A 16,254-nucleotide genomic window follows, 5' to 3' on the forward strand; every position below is an offset into this window, starting at 1 on the left:
GGAGGGAGGACGCCGCCATGGACACCGTCACCGAACATCTCGCCTGGATGGCCTGGACCTGGCAGACCGGCGCCTTCTTCGCCGTCATCGCCGGGCTGCTGACCCTGCTCACCGTCCTGGCGCTCAACCGGCCGGAGGTCGCGCGCCCCGGCGTGCTGGGCATCACCACGACGCGCGGCGACCGTTTGTTCATCACGCTGCTCGGCAGCGCCTTCATCCACCTCGCCTGGCTGGGGCTGGTGGGCGGGGAGGTGCACTACGCGACCGCGCTTTCGCTTCTCTACGCCGCGGCGGTCTTCCGCTGGGTGTGACGGCCGGCCGTTGCCGGCCGGAACGGGCCTATAACAATGGAAACGGGAGGAATAAACGATGCGTGCCCTGTATCTCGCCTCCGCATCCGCGGCGGCGCTTCTTCTGTCATCGGCCCCGGCCTTCGCCGACATCGAGGCGGCCAAGCGCTGGATCGACAGCGAGTTCCAGCCTTCGACCCTGTCGAAGGAGGATCAGCTGAAGGAAATGCAGTGGTTCATCGACGCCGCCAAGCCCTTCGCCGGCATGGAGATCAACGTCGTCTCCGAAACCATCACCACCCATGAGTACGAAGCCCGGACGCTCGCCAGGGCCTTCAGCGAGATCACGGGGATCAAGCTGCGCCACGACCTGATCCAGGAAGGCGACGTGGTGGAGAAAATCCAGACGCAGATGCAGTCCGGCAAGAACATCTACGACGCCTGGATCAACGACAGCGACCTGATCGGCACCCATTTCCGCTACAAGCAGGTGGTTCCCCTCACCGACTGGATGGACGGGGAGGGCAAGGACGTGACCCTGCCGACGCTGGACGTGAAAGACTTCATCGGCACGTCCTTCACCACCGCGCCGGACGGCAAGCTCTACCAGCTTCCCGACCAGCAGTTCGCCAACCTCTACTGGTTCCGCTACGACTGGTTCACCAACCCGGACATCAAGGCGAAGTTCAAGGCCAAGTACGGCTATGATCTCGGCGTTCCGGTCAACTGGTCGGCCTATGAGGACATCGCCGAGTTCTTCACCAACGACGTGAAGGAGATCGACGGCGTCAAGGTCTACGGCCACATGGACTACGGCAAGAAGGACCCGTCGCTCGGCTGGCGCTTCACCGACGCGTGGCTGTCGATGGCCGGAAACGGGGACAAGGGCCTGCCCAACGGCAAGCCGGTGGACGAGTGGGGCATCCGCATGGAGGGCTGCAGCCCGGTCGGTTCCTCCATCGAGCGGGGCGGCGACACCAACGGCCCGGCCGCCGTCTACTCCGTCACCAAATACGTGGAGTGGCTGAAGAAATACGCGCCGCCGCAGGCCGCGGGCATGACCTTCTCCGAATCCGGCCCGGTGCCGGCCCAGGGCAACGTCGCTCAGCAGATGTTCTGGTACACCGCCTTCACCGCCGACATGGTGAAGGACGGCCTGCCGGTGGTGAACGCCGACGGCACGCCGAAATGGCGCATGGCCCCGTCGCCCAAGGGCGCCTATTGGAAGGACGGCATGAAGCTGGGCTACCAGGACGCCGGGTCGTGGACGCTGTTGAAATCCACCCCGGTGGACCGCCGCAAGGCGGCGTGGCTCTACGCCCAGTTCACCATGTCCAAGTCGGTCAGCCTGAAGAAGAGCCATGTCGGCCTGACCTTCATCCGGGAAAGCGACATCTGGGACAAGAGCTTCACCGAGCGCGCGCCGAAGCTGGGCGGGCTGGTCGAGTTCTACCGTTCCCCGGCGCGCGTGCAGTGGACGCCGACCGGCGTGAACGTGCCGGATTACCCGAAGCTGGCGCAGCTCTGGTGGCAGAACATCGGCGACGCCTCCTCCGGCGCCAAGACGCCGCAGGCGGCGATGGACGCGCTGGCCGCGGCCCAGGACTCGGTGATGGAGCGTCTGGAGCGGTCGGGCGTGCAGGGCGAATGCGGACCGAAGCTGAACAAGAAGGAGTCGGCGGAGTTCTGGTTCGCCAAGGCCGAGAAGGACGGCACCACCGCGCCGCAGCGCAAGCTGTCCAACGAGAAGCCGAAGGGCGAGACGGTGGACTACGACCAGCTCATCAAGTCCTGGCCGGCCTCGCCGCCGAAGAAGGCCGCGATGGTGCAGTGATGTTGTAAACAACTTGAAATAACCCTCTCCCCTCCGGGGAGAGGGGAGGGTGAGGGGGATGCGCTTTTGCCGGACGCACCGCCACGCACATCCCCCTCACCCTAAACCCTCTCCCCAGAGGGGAGAGGGAACGAACGAGACCATAGGAAAGACCATGTCTGAAGCCGGCCACGTCCTCGCCATCGATCAGGGCACCACCTCCACCCGCGCCATTGTCTTCGACCGGCGGGGCGTTCCCGCCGGGGTGGCCCGGCGCGAGTTCGCGCAGCATTATCCCGCCGACGGCTGGGTGGAACACGATCCGGAGGACATCTGGCGCGACACCGTGGCGGTGATGCGGGGCGCCGTGGACGAGGCCGGGCTGAGCGCCGCGGACATCGCCGCCATCGGCATCACCAACCAGCGCGAAACCACCGTCGTCTGGGACCGCCGCACCGGCGAGCCGGTGCACCGCGCCATCGTCTGGCAGGACCGCCGCACCTCCGACCTCTGCCGCAAGCTGGTCGAGGAGGGCTGCGGGCCGCTGGTGCGGCGCAAGACCGGGCTGCTGATCGATTCCTACTTCTCCGCCACCAAGATCGCCTGGATTCTCGACCATGTTCCCGGCGCGCGGGAGCGGGCGGAGCGGGGCGAACTGTGCTTCGGCACCATCGACAGCTTCCTGCTGCACCGGCTGACCGGCGGGCGGGTGCACGCCACCGACGCGACCAACGCCTCGCGCAGCATGGTCTTCGACATCCACCGCCAGGACTGGGACGACGAGTTGCTCGCCCTGTTCCGCATCCCCCGCGCCATGATGCCGGAGGTGCTGGACAGCAGCGCCGAGTTCGGCGCGACGGAGCCGGACCTGCTGGGCCGCGCCATCCCCATCACCGGCATCGCCGGCGACCAGCAGGCGGCGACCTTCGGGCAGGCCTGCTTCCAGCCGGGCATGGTGAAATCGACCTACGGCACCGGCTGCTTCGCCCTGCTGAACACCGGCGACGAACCGGTGGAATCGCGCTCCAACATGCTGACCACGGTGGCCTACCGGCTCGACGGGCGGACGACCTACGCGCTGGAGGGCTCCATCTTCATCGCCGGGGCGGCCATCAAGTGGCTGCGCGACGGGCTGGGGATCATCACCCACGCCTCCCAGACCGACGACATGGCGACCCGCGTACCGGACAGCCACGGCGTCTATCTGGTGCCGGCCTTCGTGGGCCTGGGCGCCCCCCATTGGGACCCGCAGGCCCGCGCCGCCATCTTCGGCCTGACGCTGGACGCCGGCCCGGCCCACATCGCCCGCGCCGCGCTGGAGGCGGTGGCCTTCCAGACCCGCGACCTGCGCGACGCCATGGTCTCCGACTGGTCGGCCGCGCACACGGCGACCTCCGACGCGCTGCGGGTGGACGGCGGCATGGCGGCGAACGACTGGCTGTGCCAGTTCCTGGCCGACGTGCTGGACCTGCCGGTGGAACGCCCGGCGGTGATCGAGACGACCGCGCTGGGCGCCGCCGGGCTGGCCGGGCTGAAGGTCGGGGTCTACCGCGATCAGGCTGCACTCGCCGGTGCGTGGCGTTGCGACCGCCGGTTCGAGCCGCGGATGGACGCGGCCAAGCGGGTCCGCCTTTACGACGGCTGGCTGGACGCCGTGCGCCGCGTGCGGCGCGAACGCTGAGGGACAGGAGCCATGACTCTGCTGGGCGAGGATCTGCGCGGCAAGCGCGTGCTGGTGACCGGCAGCAGCCGGGGGATCGGGGCGGCGGTGGGCACCGCCTTCGCCAGTCTAGGCGCGCGGGTGGCGCTCCACGGTTCTGGTGGCAATGATGCCGCGGCCCGGCTGGCGCTCGCCCTCACGGCGGGCGGGACGGAGGTCTACGCCGTCACCGGCGACTTCCGCGACCCGCGCGCCGTGGAGTCGGCGGTGGACGCGGCGGTGCAGGCGCTGGGCGGGCTGGACATCCTCGTCAACAACGCCGGCACCATGGTCGGGCGGGTGCCGCTGGAGCGGATCGGCGACGACTTCCTGGACGAGGTGATCGACCTCAACCTGCGCTCCGTCGTCGTGGCCTGCCGGCGCGCCCTGCCGGCCCTGCGCGCCTCCGGGGGCGGGGCCATCGTCAACACCGTCTCCATCTCCGCCCGCACCGGGGGCAGCCCCGGCTCCTCGATCTACAGCGCGTCGAAGGCCTTCGTCTCGACCTTCACCCGCTCGCTGGCGGCGGAGCTGGCGCCGGACCGCATCCGCGTCAACGCCGTCTCGCCCGGCACCATCGACACCGATTTCCACCAGCGCTACTCCTCGCCGGAGAAGCTGGCGGCGACGGCGGCGCGCATCCCGCTGGGCCGGCTGGGCACGGCGGAGGACTGCGTCGGCGCCTATCTGTTTCTGGCCTCGGAGGCGCTCAGCGGCTACATCACCGGTCAGGTGATCGAGGTGAACGGCGGCCAACTCATGGCGTGAGCGGCTCCGGTTGGCCAAGCCGGTCCAGCACGAAGCACAGCCGCTCCGCCACCGGCGCCTTGGGCAGTTCGACCAGATCGTAACCCAGCCCGCCGTAGGTCTCGACCATGGCGTCGTGGGTCGCCACGGCTTCGGCCAGTGTCTGCCGGCGCTCGGTGTCCGGCCCGAAAATCTCCGGCCAGGGCGGCGCCATGAAGACGGTCCGGTGATAGCGGAAGCGGCGGGCCGCCGTTTCCAGATGCGCGGGCACCGGGCGCTTCATCAGGCGCAGGTAGCCGATGACGTCCGGAATGCCGCGGTCGAAGAAGACCGTCCCCTCCTGCTCCCGCGCGAGGCGGAGGGAGCGCAGTTCCCAGCACAGCATCAGCTCCGCGAAGGCCGACGGGTCGATCCAGGGCAGCGCCGGCCCGCCGATGGCCGTCTGGTCCTGGATGATGGCGCGGCCCGCCTCCACGCTGTGGGCGTGGCCTTGGCTGGCCAGCGCGTCGATCAGGGTGCTCTTTCCGGAGCCGGGGCCACCGGTGACGACGACGAAGCGGCGCGCGTCTTCGCTCATGGGACGTCTTCCTGTGTTGTTGGTACAGTCGCCGTGGAAAGGACGAATCATGCCGCCCAAACGCCTCCTCGTCGTCGCCCACTGCCCGTCGCCCAACACGCGGGCGTTGCTGGACGCCGTGCTGCGCGGAGCGCGGTCGCCGGAGGTGCAGGGGGTGGAGGTGGTGGCGAAACCGCCGCTGGAGGCCGGGCCGGAGGACGTGCTGGAGTCGCAGGGCGTGATCCTCGGGACGACCGAGAATCTGGGCTATATGAGCGGGGCGCTCAAGGATTTCTTCGACCGCAGCTATTATCCCTGCCTGGAGCGGACGCAGGGGCTGCCCTACGTGCTGTTCGTGCGGGCGGGCCATGACGGGACGGGGACCTGCCGCGCTGTCGCCTCCATCGCGACGGGGCTGCGCTGGCGCCCGGTGCAGGAACCGCTGGTCTGCCGCGGCCCGTACCGCGACGATTTCGCCGCCTCCTGCGAAGAGCTGGGGCTGCTGATGGCCGCCGGCTTGGAGGCAGGGATCTTCTGACGGCCTATGCCCGGCGGGGTGGCATCTATCGGGAGTGCTATTGACGGCACCCCCCATTCATACAGTCTCCTACGTGCAACGAAACAGCGTCACGCCCGATGACGCGTGCATAAGGAGGGGCCGATGGAGAGCAGCAAGGGCCGGCCGGTCTGGCGCGGCGAGGTCAAGCAGGTCGGGACGATCACGGTCACCGACGACACGACCGGAAAAACCGTCAAGCTGCCGCTGCTGGAAGGCGAAACCGGCCCGCGCGCCATCGACGTGCGCAAGCTCTACGCCGAAACCGGCTATTTCACCTTCGACCCCGGCTTTACCTCCACGGCGAGCTGCGAGTCGGCGATCACCTACATCGACGGCGACGAAGGCATCCTCCTGCACCGCGGCTACGCCATCCAGGATCTGGCGGAGAACTGCGATTACCTGGAGGTCTGCCACCTGCTGCTGCGCGGCGAGCTGCCGAATCCGCAGCAGAAGGAGGAGTTCGAGCGCACCATCACCTACCACACCATGGTGCACGAGCAGTTGAGCCGCTTCTACAGCGGGTTCCGCCGCGACGCGCACCCCATGGCGGTGATGTGCGGGGTGACCGGCGCCCTGTCGGCCTTCTACCACGACTCGACGGACATCCTCGACCCGCGCCAGCGGATGATCGCCGCGCACCGGCTGATCGCCAAGATGCCGACGATGGCCGCCATGGCCTACAAATATTCGGTCGGCCAGCCCTTCATGTATCCGCGCAACGACCTCAGCTACGCGGAAAACTTCCTCTACATGACCTTTGGGACGCCGTGCGAGACCTGGAAGGTCGATCCGGTCCTGGCCCGCGCCATGGACAAGATCTTCATCCTGCACGCCGACCACGAGCAGAACGCCTCGACCTCCACGGTGCGGCTGGCCGGCTCGTCGCACGCCAACCCCTTCGCCTGCATCGCCTCGGGCATCGCGGCGCTGTGGGGGCCGGCCCACGGCGGCGCCAACGAGGCCGTGCTGCTGATGCTGGAGGAGATCGGTTCGGTTGAGCGCATCCCCAAATTCATCAAGCGCGCCAAGGACAAGAACGATCCCTTCCGCCTGATGGGCTTCGGCCACCGGGTCTACAAGAACTACGACCCGCGCGCCAAGATCATGCGCCAGACCTGCTACGAGGTGCTGGACGTGCTGGGCATCAAGGACGAGCCGCACCTCGCCATCGCCATGGAGCTGGAGAAGATCGCGCTGGAGGACCCCTACTTCGTCGAGAAGAAGCTCTATCCGAACGTCGACTTCTACTCGGGCATCATCCTGAAGGCGATGGGCTTCCCGACCAGCATGTTCACCGTGCTGTTCGCGCTGGCCCGCACCGTCGGCTGGATTTCCCAGTGGCAGGAGATGATCGAGGACCCGCAGCAGAAGATCGGGCGTCCCCGCCAGCTTTACACCGGCAATCCGGGCCGCGCCTTCGTTCCGCTGAACAAGCGCGGCTGACGGAACGCCGGCCCCTTACCTCACGGCGATGCGGTAGCTAAGCTCCCGCATCGCGCCGGGGGTGAGATGCAGCAGCCCTGGCTTGTCCGCAAACTCCCCGTCGAAGTCCGCCGGGGAGGCGTGGCCGTGCCAGGGCTCGATGCACAGGAAGGGCGCCCCGGTCGGCTTCGACCAGATGCCCAGCTCTTGGAAGCCCTCCCAGGAAACGGTGAGGCTCGGCGTGCCGGGCGCGCCGTAGCGGACGGAACGGCTGGCCGGCCGGTCGAGGATCACCGCGTCCCGCGTGAACAGCCCCTCGGTCAACGGCAGGCGGCGGCCCTCGACGGGCGTCGGCTCCGGATGGCGCGACAGCAGACCGCCGTCGACGCGGCGGATCGGCGCGGGCTCGTCGGTTTCAAACAGAAGCTCGTGCGCCTCCTTCGGAACACCGCCCTGCAACGGCCAGAGGAAGGCCGGATGCACGCCGAGCGAGGCGGGCAGCGCCTCGTCACCCGGATTGGTGATGCGGTGGCGGATGGTCAGCCCTTCCGCGTCCAGCTCGAAGATCAGCTCCAAACGGAAGGCGAAGGGATAGAGCGCGCGGGTCTGCGCGTCGTCGGACAGCGACAGGCGGCAGAGGGTAGGCGTGTGCTCCTCCCAGGCGAAGCGGCGGTCGCGGGCGAAGCCGTGCTGCGTCATGCGGTAGGTCCGGCCGCGGTGGCGCAGCGTGTTGTCCTTCAGCCGCCCGACGATGGGGAACAGCACCGGCGCGTGGCGCGGCCACTCCGGACCGGCCTGCCAAAGCAGTTCCCGCCCGTCGAGGGTCAGGGAGCACAACTCCGCCCCGTCGGCCTTGATCGCGGCGCCGAGGCGCCCGTTGCTGAGCGTGTGCCGGTCCATGAAACGAGGTCCTTCCTGGAGATCAGTGGGGCGGATAGACCGCGGTGATGCCTTCGATGATCGTCTGGGCGGCCAGCGCCGCCAGGACGATGCCCAGAACGCGGCTGACCGTGTGGATCACCGTGCGGCCGAGCAGCTTGTTCACCAGATCGGCGACGACCAGCAGCGCCATGACGCTGCCCACGGCGACCGCGGCGGCGCCCAGCACCATGCCCTGGCCGCCCAGGGTCGCACCGTAGCGATCCATCAGCAACAGCGTGGAGGTGATGGCGCCCGGCCCGGCGATCAACGGAATCGCCAGCGGGAAGACAGCGAGGTCGTGGGCCTCCTCCTCCGTCCGGGCATCGTCGGCGGTGCGCTCCTTGCGCTCGGCCCGGCGCTGGAACAGCATCTCGAAGGCGATCCAGAACAGCAGCGCGCCGCCGGCGATGCGGAAGGCCGGCATGCCGATGGACAGGGCGCTCAGCACCAACTCGCCCAGATAGGCGAAGAAGACGATGATGGCGAAGCTGATCAGCGGGCCGCGCAGGGCGATGGTGCGCTTGCGCCGGCTGTCGAAGCCGCGGGTGAGGCCGAGATAGATCGGAACCAGCCCGATCGGATCGACCACGACGAGAAACACGACGAGCGCGCTGATGAAATCTTCCACGGACGGAACCCCGGACGGCATGACCCTGTTGGCCCACCTTCTGTTAGCAAAGCCACCGCGGGCGGCCAAGGGGAGGCGCGCCGAAAAACGCTGATTGCGGACTTCAATCCATGCTGGCGCGCAGCGTGGCGACGGTTATAATCGCTTCACAATTCAAATTTTCTCTCCTCCCGGAGCACAGGCGTTGAGCAAGACCGTAATCGTCGTGGACGACAGCAAGCTGTCCCGCATGCATGTCCGCGGCATAATACTTCGGAACAAGCCGGATTGGACGGTCATCGAGGCGGCGAACAGCGCTGAGCTTTATGGAAAACTCGACGAAAGTGATATCCATATCGCCATAATCGACTTCAACATGCCGGGCGACAACGGCCTGGAGGCCGCCGCCCGCCTGCTGCAGGCGAAGCCGGACATCCGCGTCGCCATCATCACGGCCAACGCCCAGGATTCGGTGGTGTCCGGCATCCGTGCGCTGGGGGCCGCCTTCATGCCCAAGCCGCTGGAGGAGGAGCAGATGGTCCGCTTCCTGGCCGCCGCCAGCCTGCCGCGCCGTCCTTCGTCCAACGATGCCGCCGGCGGGGGCGCCGGTTGACCGGCACGGTCCGGCCGGCGCCCGCCGATGGACCCGACCCCCATGGGCATTGACCCGGCGGACGGCTTTGATCCGGGCGCCATCGACCCGAACGGCTTTGATCTGGACGAGCTGGAACGCGACGCGCTGACGGAGCTGGGCAACATCGGCGTCGGCCGGGCGTCAACGGCGCTCAGCCGGATGATCGGCGGGCCGGTGGAGATTTCCGTGCCGATGGTCAGCCTCGTTCCCGGTGACCGGGTGTCCGGCCTGCTTCGGTCGGCGATGCCGGGGGAACTGATCGCGGTGACCGAGGGGCTCTCCGGCGCCTTCCTCGGTTCGGCCATCCTGCTGATGCCGGAACGCAGCGGACTGCCTCTGGCCGCCGCCGCGCTGCCGCCCGGTGTCCCCAAGGAGGACGCGGCGGAACTGGTGGAGGAGGCGCTGGCCGAAGTCGGCAACATCGTGCTGAACAGCTGCCTGTCCTCCATGGGGAATCTGCTGGGCGTCGCGGTCGGCACCACCCTGCCGCAAGTCTTGCGCGGCGCGGGGGACGGTCTGCTGGAACGCTGCGGCGTCACCCTGACGGCGGAGGCGCAGGCCATCCTGTTCCACGTGACCTTCCGCACACCGCCCCACGATGTCGAGGGGACCGTCGTCCTGGCGCTCGACGCCGGGTCCGCGGTGGAGCTGAAGGCGGCCATCGGGCGCTACATCGGCCGGGTGCTGGCCTGAGGGCGGGCAACAAACGGCAATCATCACACGCCAATCAACACGAGTCCCCGACAGAGAAACACGGGCTCACGGGGTAGGGGGTTTGGATTATGGCCTTGGTCAAGAAGAAGCGGATCGACACGGCGAGCGCCTCCCGCAACGCGGACACCGGCGAGGACGCGGTGACGCTTCCCAATGACGCCACTCTTCCCGGTCCGCCCGATAACGCCCTCTCGACCCGCCGCGCGGCGGAGGTGCGACGGCGCACCCGCGCCGGAAACCGGCGACGCAAGGCGGCGGAGGGCATCGCCGCCGCGTCGAACGAGCTTGCCAGCGGGGTGACCCAGGCCGCCGCCGCCGCCGAGGAACTGCGCAAGGCGATGGAGCAGGTGGCCGCCGGCGCGGAGGAGGCGGCGAGCGCCACCCAGCAGTCGCAGCGGATGATCGACCGCAGCGCCAGCCTGATCGGGCGGGCGCGCGGCAACGCCGAATCCTCGCTGTCGCGGATCGAGGCGTTGCAGGTGCTGATGAAGGATGTCAGCGCCCAGATCCTCAACTCCGTCGATGGGCTGGTCCGCGCCGCCACGCGCCAGGAGGCCGCCGTTGCGCTGGTTCGCGACCTGGAGCGGCAGGCGGCGGAGATCGGCACCATCGTCGAGGGGGTGGCGGTCATGGCCGACCAGACCAACCTCCTGGCGCTGAACGCCGCCATCGAAGCCGCCCGTGCGGGTGACGCCGGGCGTGGCTTCGCCGTGGTGGCCGACGAGGTGCAGGCCCTGGCGGAGCGTTCCGAACGCTCCGCCAACGAGATCAACCGCATGGTCGCGGAGATCCAGAAGGCGGTGGGCGCCATCGCGGAGAGCATTGTGGCCGGCGCCGACGCGTCCAAGGCCGAGGTGGAGCGGGGCCGCCAGATTGCCACCCAGCTCGACCGGGTGCGCGACGGCATGGGGGACATCGCCCGCGGCGCCCAGGAGACCATCAAGGCCGCGCTGGAGGCCGATTCCGCCGGGCGTGAGGCGCAGCGCGGCGCCGAGAGCGTCGCCTCCGCCGCGGAGGAGCAGGCGGCGGCGAGCGAGGAGGCGCTGAAGACGGTCGGCGAGCAGGCCAAGGCGCTGGCCCAGAGCGAGCAGGCCGCCGGCCAGCTGTCCGACCTCGCCGACGAGCTGACCGGCAGCACCGACGTCCACCGCGCCGCCGGTGATCTCGCCTCCGCCGCCGAGCAGCTCTCCGCCGCCATCGAGGAGATCAACCGCGCCGCCGCCCAGATCATGGCGGCGATCACCCAGATCTCCCGCGGAGCCCAGGCCCAGGGCGCGGCGACCCACCAGTCGAGCAGCGCCATCGCGGAAATCGAGGCCAGCGCCCGCCTGAGCCACAACCGCGCCGAGGACGCGCTTCAGCGCTGCGTCGGGCTGGAGGCGCTGCTGTCGGAGACGCAGGACATGGTGGGCGCCCTGACCGCCGGGGTGGGCGAGGCGGTGGCCGCCAGCCGCCGCACCGTGGAGCGGATCGGCACCATGGAGCAGATCGGGCGGCGCATCGACAAGGTGGTCGACGCGATCTCGATCATCGCCATCCAGACCGGCATGCTGGCGGTCAGCGGTTCCATCGAGGCGGCGCGGGCCGGGGAGTTCGGGCGCGGCTTCACCGTCGTCAGCAACGACATCCGCAACCTCGCCCGCGACAGCTCCGAGAATGTGGAGCGGGTGAAGGACATCGTCCACGCCATCCAGGACCAGATCGGGCGCGTCCGCCGCGACATCGAGGACATCGGAACCGAGACGGCCCGCCAGTCCCTGCGCCACCAGGAGTTCGCCGGCAGCCTCGCCGCAGCCATCGCCGACCTGCGCACCGTGACCTCCGGCAGCCGCGAGATCGTCGAGAACGCCGGCGAGGTGCAGCGCGCCGTGGCGGAGGCGCAGAAGGGCGTGGAGCAGGTCGCCGCCGCGGCCAACCAGGCCAACCGCTCCGCCAACGAGGCCGCCAAGGCCGCGCGGGAGCAGGCCAAGGGCGCCGAGGAACTGGCCGCCGCCATCGAGGAGATCGCCGCCATGGCCGAAGAACTGCAAGGGGCCGGCTGACCGGCCGGCGGGGAGACGACCCATGGCCGCGATCATCCGCCGCGACGGCGCGCGTTCCTTCGTTCTCTTCACGGTCGGCGGCATGGGGTTGGCCCTGCCGCTCGACAGCGTGCTGGAGATCCTGCGCCCGCCCGCGCTGGTGCCCATCCCGTTGGGACCGCCCAGCCTGGAAGGGCTGGCCCGGCGGCACGGCGCCGTGTTGCCGGTCATCGGACTGCGCCGGGTCCTGGGCCTTGCTGGAGCCGGGGCCGGGGAGGGCGAAACCGATGATGGGGAGACGAAGGCGGCGCGCCTGCTGATTCTCCGTCACAATGGACAGCCGGTCGGCCTGCTGGTGGACCGTGTGTCGGGCTTGTCCGCCGTGGACGAGGGCCGCATCGCCGACTCCGGGGCGACGCCCGATCCGTCCATCGACGCCGATCTTCTGGCTGGCGCCATCCTGGCCGGGGACGGACGGGACGGCGCCTTGATCCTTGATCCCGGTCCGCTGATCGAACGGCAGTTCGCCGATCTCGGGCGGATCGCCAGCCCTGCGGGGGCCGCGGATTTCAGCGCCCCAGCCCAACTGAAAAGCGCCGCTGCGGCTCCTCAGGACGAGGAACAACTCGTCGTCCTCACCGTTGCGGAGCAGGAGTTCGCGTTGCCGGTGGCGGCGGTGCGGGAAGTCGTTCCGGTCCCGGAGGCGGTGACCCGCGTTCCCCGCGCCCGTCCCCATCTTCTGGGCATGATGACGTTGCGCGACGCGTTGCTTCCCCTGGTCGGGCTGAGGGAACTGTTCGGGCTCGACGCGGAGAAGGATCGGGGAGGCCGTGGAAAAGTAGCGGTCCTTCGCACGGCGGATGGGCTGGTCGGTGTGGTGGTGGAGGATGTGCGGGAAATCCTGCGCGTGCCCCGCGAACGGATCGACCCGGTGCCCCCGCTGATGGCGCGGGAGGCGGAGTTCGAGGACATGGACGGCATCGCGCGGCTGGACGGCGGCGTGCGGCTGATCCCGGTCCTGTCGGCGGAACGGCTGTTCCGTCATGGCGCGGGAAATGGCGCCGGGTCGGCCGTCGGATTCGGCGGTGGCGCCCAGGGACGCGAGGGAGAGGCGGCTGTGGCAATGGAGGCGGAGCGGGCGGAGGCCTTCGTGGTGTTCCGGCTGGCCAGTGCGGAATACGGCCTGCCGGTCGGGGCGGTGCAGGAGGTGCTGCGCGTGCCCGACGCCGTGACTCCGCTGCCCAACGCGCCGGACTTCGTCAGCGGCGTGACCACGCTGCGCGGCGCCGTCCTGCCGCTGGTCGCGTTGCGCCGCCTGCTGCGCCTGCCGGAAGGGCAAGGGCAGGGGGGGGCTGGCGACCGGAGCCGCGTGGTGGTGATCGCCGCGGGGACGTCCCGTGCTGGGCTGTTGGTGGACGGAATGGCCGGGATCGTCCGCATCCCGGACGGCGCCATCGGGCCGGCTCCCGTCGTGTCGCAGGCCCAGCACCGGCTGATCCGTCGCATCGGCGCGCTGGAGAACGCCGGGGAGCGGCGGATGATCCTGCTGATGGACCCGGCGGAATTGCTGGACATGGACCAGCTCGCCGACTTGCTGGTCACCGTCTGATCGGAAGGTGGCCCTGTCATGCTGAAGGTCCTGGTCGTCGATGACTCGGCGCTGATGCGGCGGCGCATCGGCGACATTCTCTCAGCCGCCGGTTTCGAGGTGGAGACCGCTGCCGATGGGGCGGTGGCGCTGGAGCGGCTGCCCACCTTCGATCCGGATGTGGTGACCCTGGACGTTACGATGCCCGGCATGGACGGCCTCGCCTGCCTGAAGCGCATCATGGTCGAGCATCCGAAGCCGGTGGTGATGGTGTCCGCCCTGACCGCCGACGGGGCCGAGGTGACGCTGGAGGCCCTGCGGCTGGGGGCGGTGGAGGCGGTGCGCAAGCCCACGGGGGTCGGGGCCATCGCCGGCATTGCCGAGGAGCTGGTCGACACCGTGCGCGCCGCCGCCGGGTCCCGGCCGCGCCGGGTCCAAGGTTTGCGGGAACGGCTGCGCCGTGCGCGGGAGCGCATCGTCGGGGAGGACTTCCTGGCCGATGCTCCCCTGTCCAGGCCGCAGACCGTGGCCGACAGCGACGGCGATCCGGGCGAAGGGCTGGTGCTGATCGGTGTATCCACCGGCGGGCCGCGCACGCTGGAGGACATCCTGCCGCTTCTGCCGGCGGATTTCCCTTGGCCGGTGGTCGTGGTCCAGCACATGCCCGCCAGTTTCACCGGGCCGCTGGCCCGCCGCCTCGACAGCATTTCCTCCGTGACCGTGGTGGAGGCCGCGGTGGCCACCACGCTCCAGCCGGGGATGGCGTGCATCGCGCGCGGCGGCGCCGACCTTCAGATCGTCCGGCGCGGCGGCCGGCTCTGTGCCCAGCCCGTTCCGGCGGACGAGCGGCGAAACTGGCATCCCAACGTGGACCGGCTGGTCGAGAGCGCTCTGCGCGCCGTGGCACCGTCACGGCTGATCGGAGTTCTCCTGACGGGCATGGGGTCGGATGGGGCGGCTTCGATGACGGAACTGCGCCGTCAGGGTGGGCGCACCATCGCGGAGGCGGAGGCCAGCGCCGTCGTGTTCGGCATGCCGCAAGAGCTGATCCGCCGCGGCGGTGCCGACATGGTGCTGCCGTCCGACCGGGTGGCCCAGCAGGTGACGCGGTGGGTGAGGGGATGAGTGTGATGGGAGCGGTGGAGGCGGCGGCATGGCCCTGGTGAAGGCACGGAAGATCGGCGGAGCGACGCCCGCGACCGCAACGGAGGGCGGCGATCCGCTGGCTTGGCTGGAGGACGCCGATCCGGCCCAACGCCGACGGGCCGCCCACGTGCTCGGCGAGCGCCCCGACGCCGTTCCCGCCCTGTCCGCAAGGCTGGCGCGCGAGGAGGACCCGAGCGTCCGCGAAACCCTTCTCACCGCCCTGGTCCGCACCGGCACCGCTGCGGCCGCGGCGGCGCTGCTTCCCCATCTGGCGAGCGAGGATGTCGGGCTGCGCAACGGCGTGATCGAAAGCCTTCAGCAGATGCCCGCCGCCGTGGTGATGCCTGAGGTGGCCCCGCTGCTGACGGCCGGGGATTCGGACCTGCGCATCTTCGCGGCCCAACTCGTCGGGAAGCTGCCCCATCCGGACCGGTTGGACCTGCTGGCCGGGGTGATCGACCGCGACCCGCACGTCAATGTCTGCCTCTCCGCGGTGGAGGCGCTGATGGAAAGCGGCGATCCCGCGGCCCTGCCGGTCGTGGAGCGGCTCGGCGCGCGTTTTCCGGACGACCCCTTCGTCGCCTTTTCCGTCGATGCGGCGCGCCGCTTGTTTTCCGGAGCCTGAATGAGCCTGCCTTCGGACAAGGGGCCTTCGGACAAGGGGGACACCGCCGGCCTGAGCGCTGCGGATTACGACGCCTTCTGCCGGTTCTTGCGGGAACGCACCGGCCTGTCCTTCACCGAGGCCAAACGCTACTTCGTCGACCGCCGCGTGTCGGAGCGGATGGCGGCGGTCGGCGTGGAGCATTTCCGCCAATACCTGAATCTGCTGCGGTACCAGGCGTCGGGGGAGGAGTTGCAGCTTCTCGTCAACCGCATGACGGTGAACGAGACCTATTTCTTCCGCGAGATGTACCAGCTCGACTGCCTGGTGAACGCGGCGCTGGACGAGGTGGTGAGCGGGCGTGAGCCGGGCAGCCGGGTGCGCATCTGGTCGGCCGGCTGCGCCACCGGAGAGGAGCCCTATTCCATCGCGATCACGCTGCTGGAGCGGTGGAGCCGGGTGGATGAATTCGAGATCGAACTCTACGCCTCCGACATCGACAGCCATGTGCTTGAACGTGCGCAGGAAGGCATTTACGAGGAACGGTCGCTCCAGGCGATGCCGCGGGATCTCGTCGCCAAATATTTCACCCGTCTGGACGACCAGCGTTGGCAGATCATGGAGGAGTTGCGGGACTCCATCGATTTCTCGCTCGTGAACATCGCCGACCCGCGCCAGATGGCGAATTTCCGTGGCATGGACGTCATCTTCTGCCGCAATCTGCTGATCTATTTCGATGACCTGGGGCGGCGCGAGGCGGCGTCGATGTTCTACGACGCGCTGTCGCCCTGTGGCTTCATCTGCCTCGGCCATTCGGAGAGCATGAGCCGGATGTCCTCCCTCTTCGTGCCGCGCCGGTTCCCCGACGCCATTCTCTATCAGAAGCCCCAGAGTTAAGGAGGCCGCCCGGTGACCGATCGACCAAATCCGCAA

Annotated in this window: 16 protein-coding genes; 13 read left to right on the forward strand and 3 right to left on the reverse strand. The window is 69.3% G+C overall.

Going from position 1 to position 16,254, the window contains the following annotated elements; genetic code table 11:
• Positions 1-17: 17 nt before the first annotated feature.
• The 4 genes from Sp245p_RS29380 to Sp245p_RS29395 all read left to right on the forward strand — a co-directional run bounded on the left by Sp245p_RS29380 (position 18) and on the right by Sp245p_RS29395 (position 4,570).
• Positions 18-311: a DUF2160 domain-containing protein gene (locus Sp245p_RS29380; RefSeq protein ID WP_014242528.1), complete on the forward strand. Its 294-nt coding sequence runs from the start codon at positions 18-20 to the stop codon at positions 309-311.
• Between the two features lie 58 nt (positions 312-369).
• Positions 370-2,124 (forward strand): ABC transporter substrate-binding protein, encoded by a 1,755-nt coding sequence (locus Sp245p_RS29385; protein ID WP_014242529.1) that lies wholly within the window; start codon positions 370-372, stop codon positions 2,122-2,124.
• Between the two features lie 154 nt (positions 2,125-2,278).
• Positions 2,279-3,784 carry a glycerol kinase GlpK gene (glpK, locus tag Sp245p_RS29390; RefSeq protein WP_014242531.1) on the forward strand — a complete coding sequence of 502 codons (1,506 nt, stop codon included), beginning with the start codon at positions 2,279-2,281 and terminating at the stop codon, positions 3,782-3,784.
• Between the two features lie 12 nt (positions 3,785-3,796).
• A complete protein-coding gene (locus Sp245p_RS29395) occupies positions 3,797-4,570 on the forward strand; it encodes an SDR family NAD(P)-dependent oxidoreductase (protein ID WP_014242532.1) in 774 nt (257 codons plus the stop codon).
• Here Sp245p_RS29395 and Sp245p_RS29400 read toward each other — a convergent pair.
• Positions 4,560-5,126: an AAA family ATPase gene (locus Sp245p_RS29400; protein ID WP_041813254.1), complete on the reverse strand. Its 567-nt coding sequence runs from the start codon at positions 5,124-5,126 to the stop codon at positions 4,560-4,562. The genes Sp245p_RS29395 and Sp245p_RS29400 overlap by 11 nt on opposite strands.
• A 49-nt stretch (positions 5,127-5,175) precedes the next feature.
• Here Sp245p_RS29400 and Sp245p_RS29405 point away from each other — a divergent pair, with 49 nt between their 5' ends.
• Both Sp245p_RS29405 and gltA read left to right on the forward strand, forming a co-directional pair.
• Entirely contained in the window at positions 5,176-5,643 is a 468-nt protein-coding gene (locus Sp245p_RS29405; protein ID WP_041813256.1) for a flavodoxin family protein, read from the forward strand.
• A gap of 123 nt (positions 5,644-5,766) precedes the next feature.
• Positions 5,767-7,107 carry a citrate synthase gene (gltA, locus tag Sp245p_RS29410; RefSeq protein ID WP_014242535.1) on the forward strand — a complete coding sequence of 447 codons (1,341 nt, stop codon included), beginning with the start codon at positions 5,767-5,769 and terminating at the stop codon, positions 7,105-7,107.
• A 15-nt stretch (positions 7,108-7,122) separates the two neighbouring features.
• Here gltA and Sp245p_RS29415 read toward each other — a convergent pair whose 3' ends face one another.
• Positions 7,123-7,986, reverse strand: a complete 864-nt coding sequence (locus Sp245p_RS29415; protein ID WP_014242536.1) for an aldose 1-epimerase family protein — start codon at positions 7,984-7,986, stop codon at positions 7,123-7,125.
• Positions 7,987-8,008: 22 nt separating this feature from the next.
• Entirely contained in the window at positions 8,009-8,635 is a 627-nt protein-coding gene (locus tag Sp245p_RS29420; protein ID WP_237907691.1) for a MarC family protein, read from the reverse strand.
• A 184-nt stretch (positions 8,636-8,819) separates the two neighbouring features.
• On the opposite strand from Sp245p_RS29420, the gene Sp245p_RS29425 reads away from it, so the two are divergent.
• The 7 genes from Sp245p_RS29425 to Sp245p_RS29455 all read left to right on the forward strand — a co-directional run bounded on the left by Sp245p_RS29425 (position 8,820) and on the right by Sp245p_RS29455 (position 16,218).
• Positions 8,820-9,227: a response regulator transcription factor gene (locus Sp245p_RS29425; RefSeq protein WP_014242539.1), complete on the forward strand. Its 408-nt coding sequence runs from the start codon at positions 8,820-8,822 to the stop codon at positions 9,225-9,227.
• Positions 9,228-9,269: 42 nt separating this feature from the next.
• The gene (locus tag Sp245p_RS29430) at positions 9,270-9,941 is read left to right on the forward strand and encodes a chemotaxis protein CheC (RefSeq protein ID WP_052584472.1); all 672 of its coding nucleotides are present in this window, start codon (positions 9,270-9,272) and stop codon (positions 9,939-9,941) included.
• A gap of 89 nt (positions 9,942-10,030) precedes the next feature.
• On the forward strand, positions 10,031-12,004 hold the full coding sequence (locus Sp245p_RS29435; protein WP_109139152.1) for a methyl-accepting chemotaxis protein: 1,974 nt from the start codon (positions 10,031-10,033) through the stop codon (positions 12,002-12,004).
• Positions 12,005-12,026: 22 nt separating this feature from the next.
• Complete coding sequence (locus Sp245p_RS29440) at positions 12,027-13,592, forward strand: chemotaxis protein CheW (RefSeq protein ID WP_014242543.1); 1,566 nt, start codon at positions 12,027-12,029, stop codon at positions 13,590-13,592.
• A gap of 18 nt (positions 13,593-13,610) precedes the next feature.
• Positions 13,611-14,696: a chemotaxis-specific protein-glutamate methyltransferase CheB gene (gene cheB / locus Sp245p_RS29445; RefSeq protein ID WP_014242544.1), complete on the forward strand. Its 1,086-nt coding sequence runs from the start codon at positions 13,611-13,613 to the stop codon at positions 14,694-14,696.
• A gap of 28 nt (positions 14,697-14,724) precedes the next feature.
• Entirely contained in the window at positions 14,725-15,342 is a 618-nt protein-coding gene (locus Sp245p_RS29450; protein ID WP_014242545.1) for a HEAT repeat domain-containing protein, read from the forward strand.
• Complete coding sequence (locus tag Sp245p_RS29455) at positions 15,343-16,218, forward strand: CheR family methyltransferase (RefSeq protein ID WP_014242546.1); 876 nt, start codon at positions 15,343-15,345, stop codon at positions 16,216-16,218.
• Positions 16,219-16,254 lie beyond the last annotated feature (36 nt).

The organism is Azospirillum baldaniorum (genome assembly GCF_003119195.2).
GTDB lineage: Bacteria > Pseudomonadota > Alphaproteobacteria > Azospirillales > Azospirillaceae > Azospirillum > Azospirillum baldaniorum.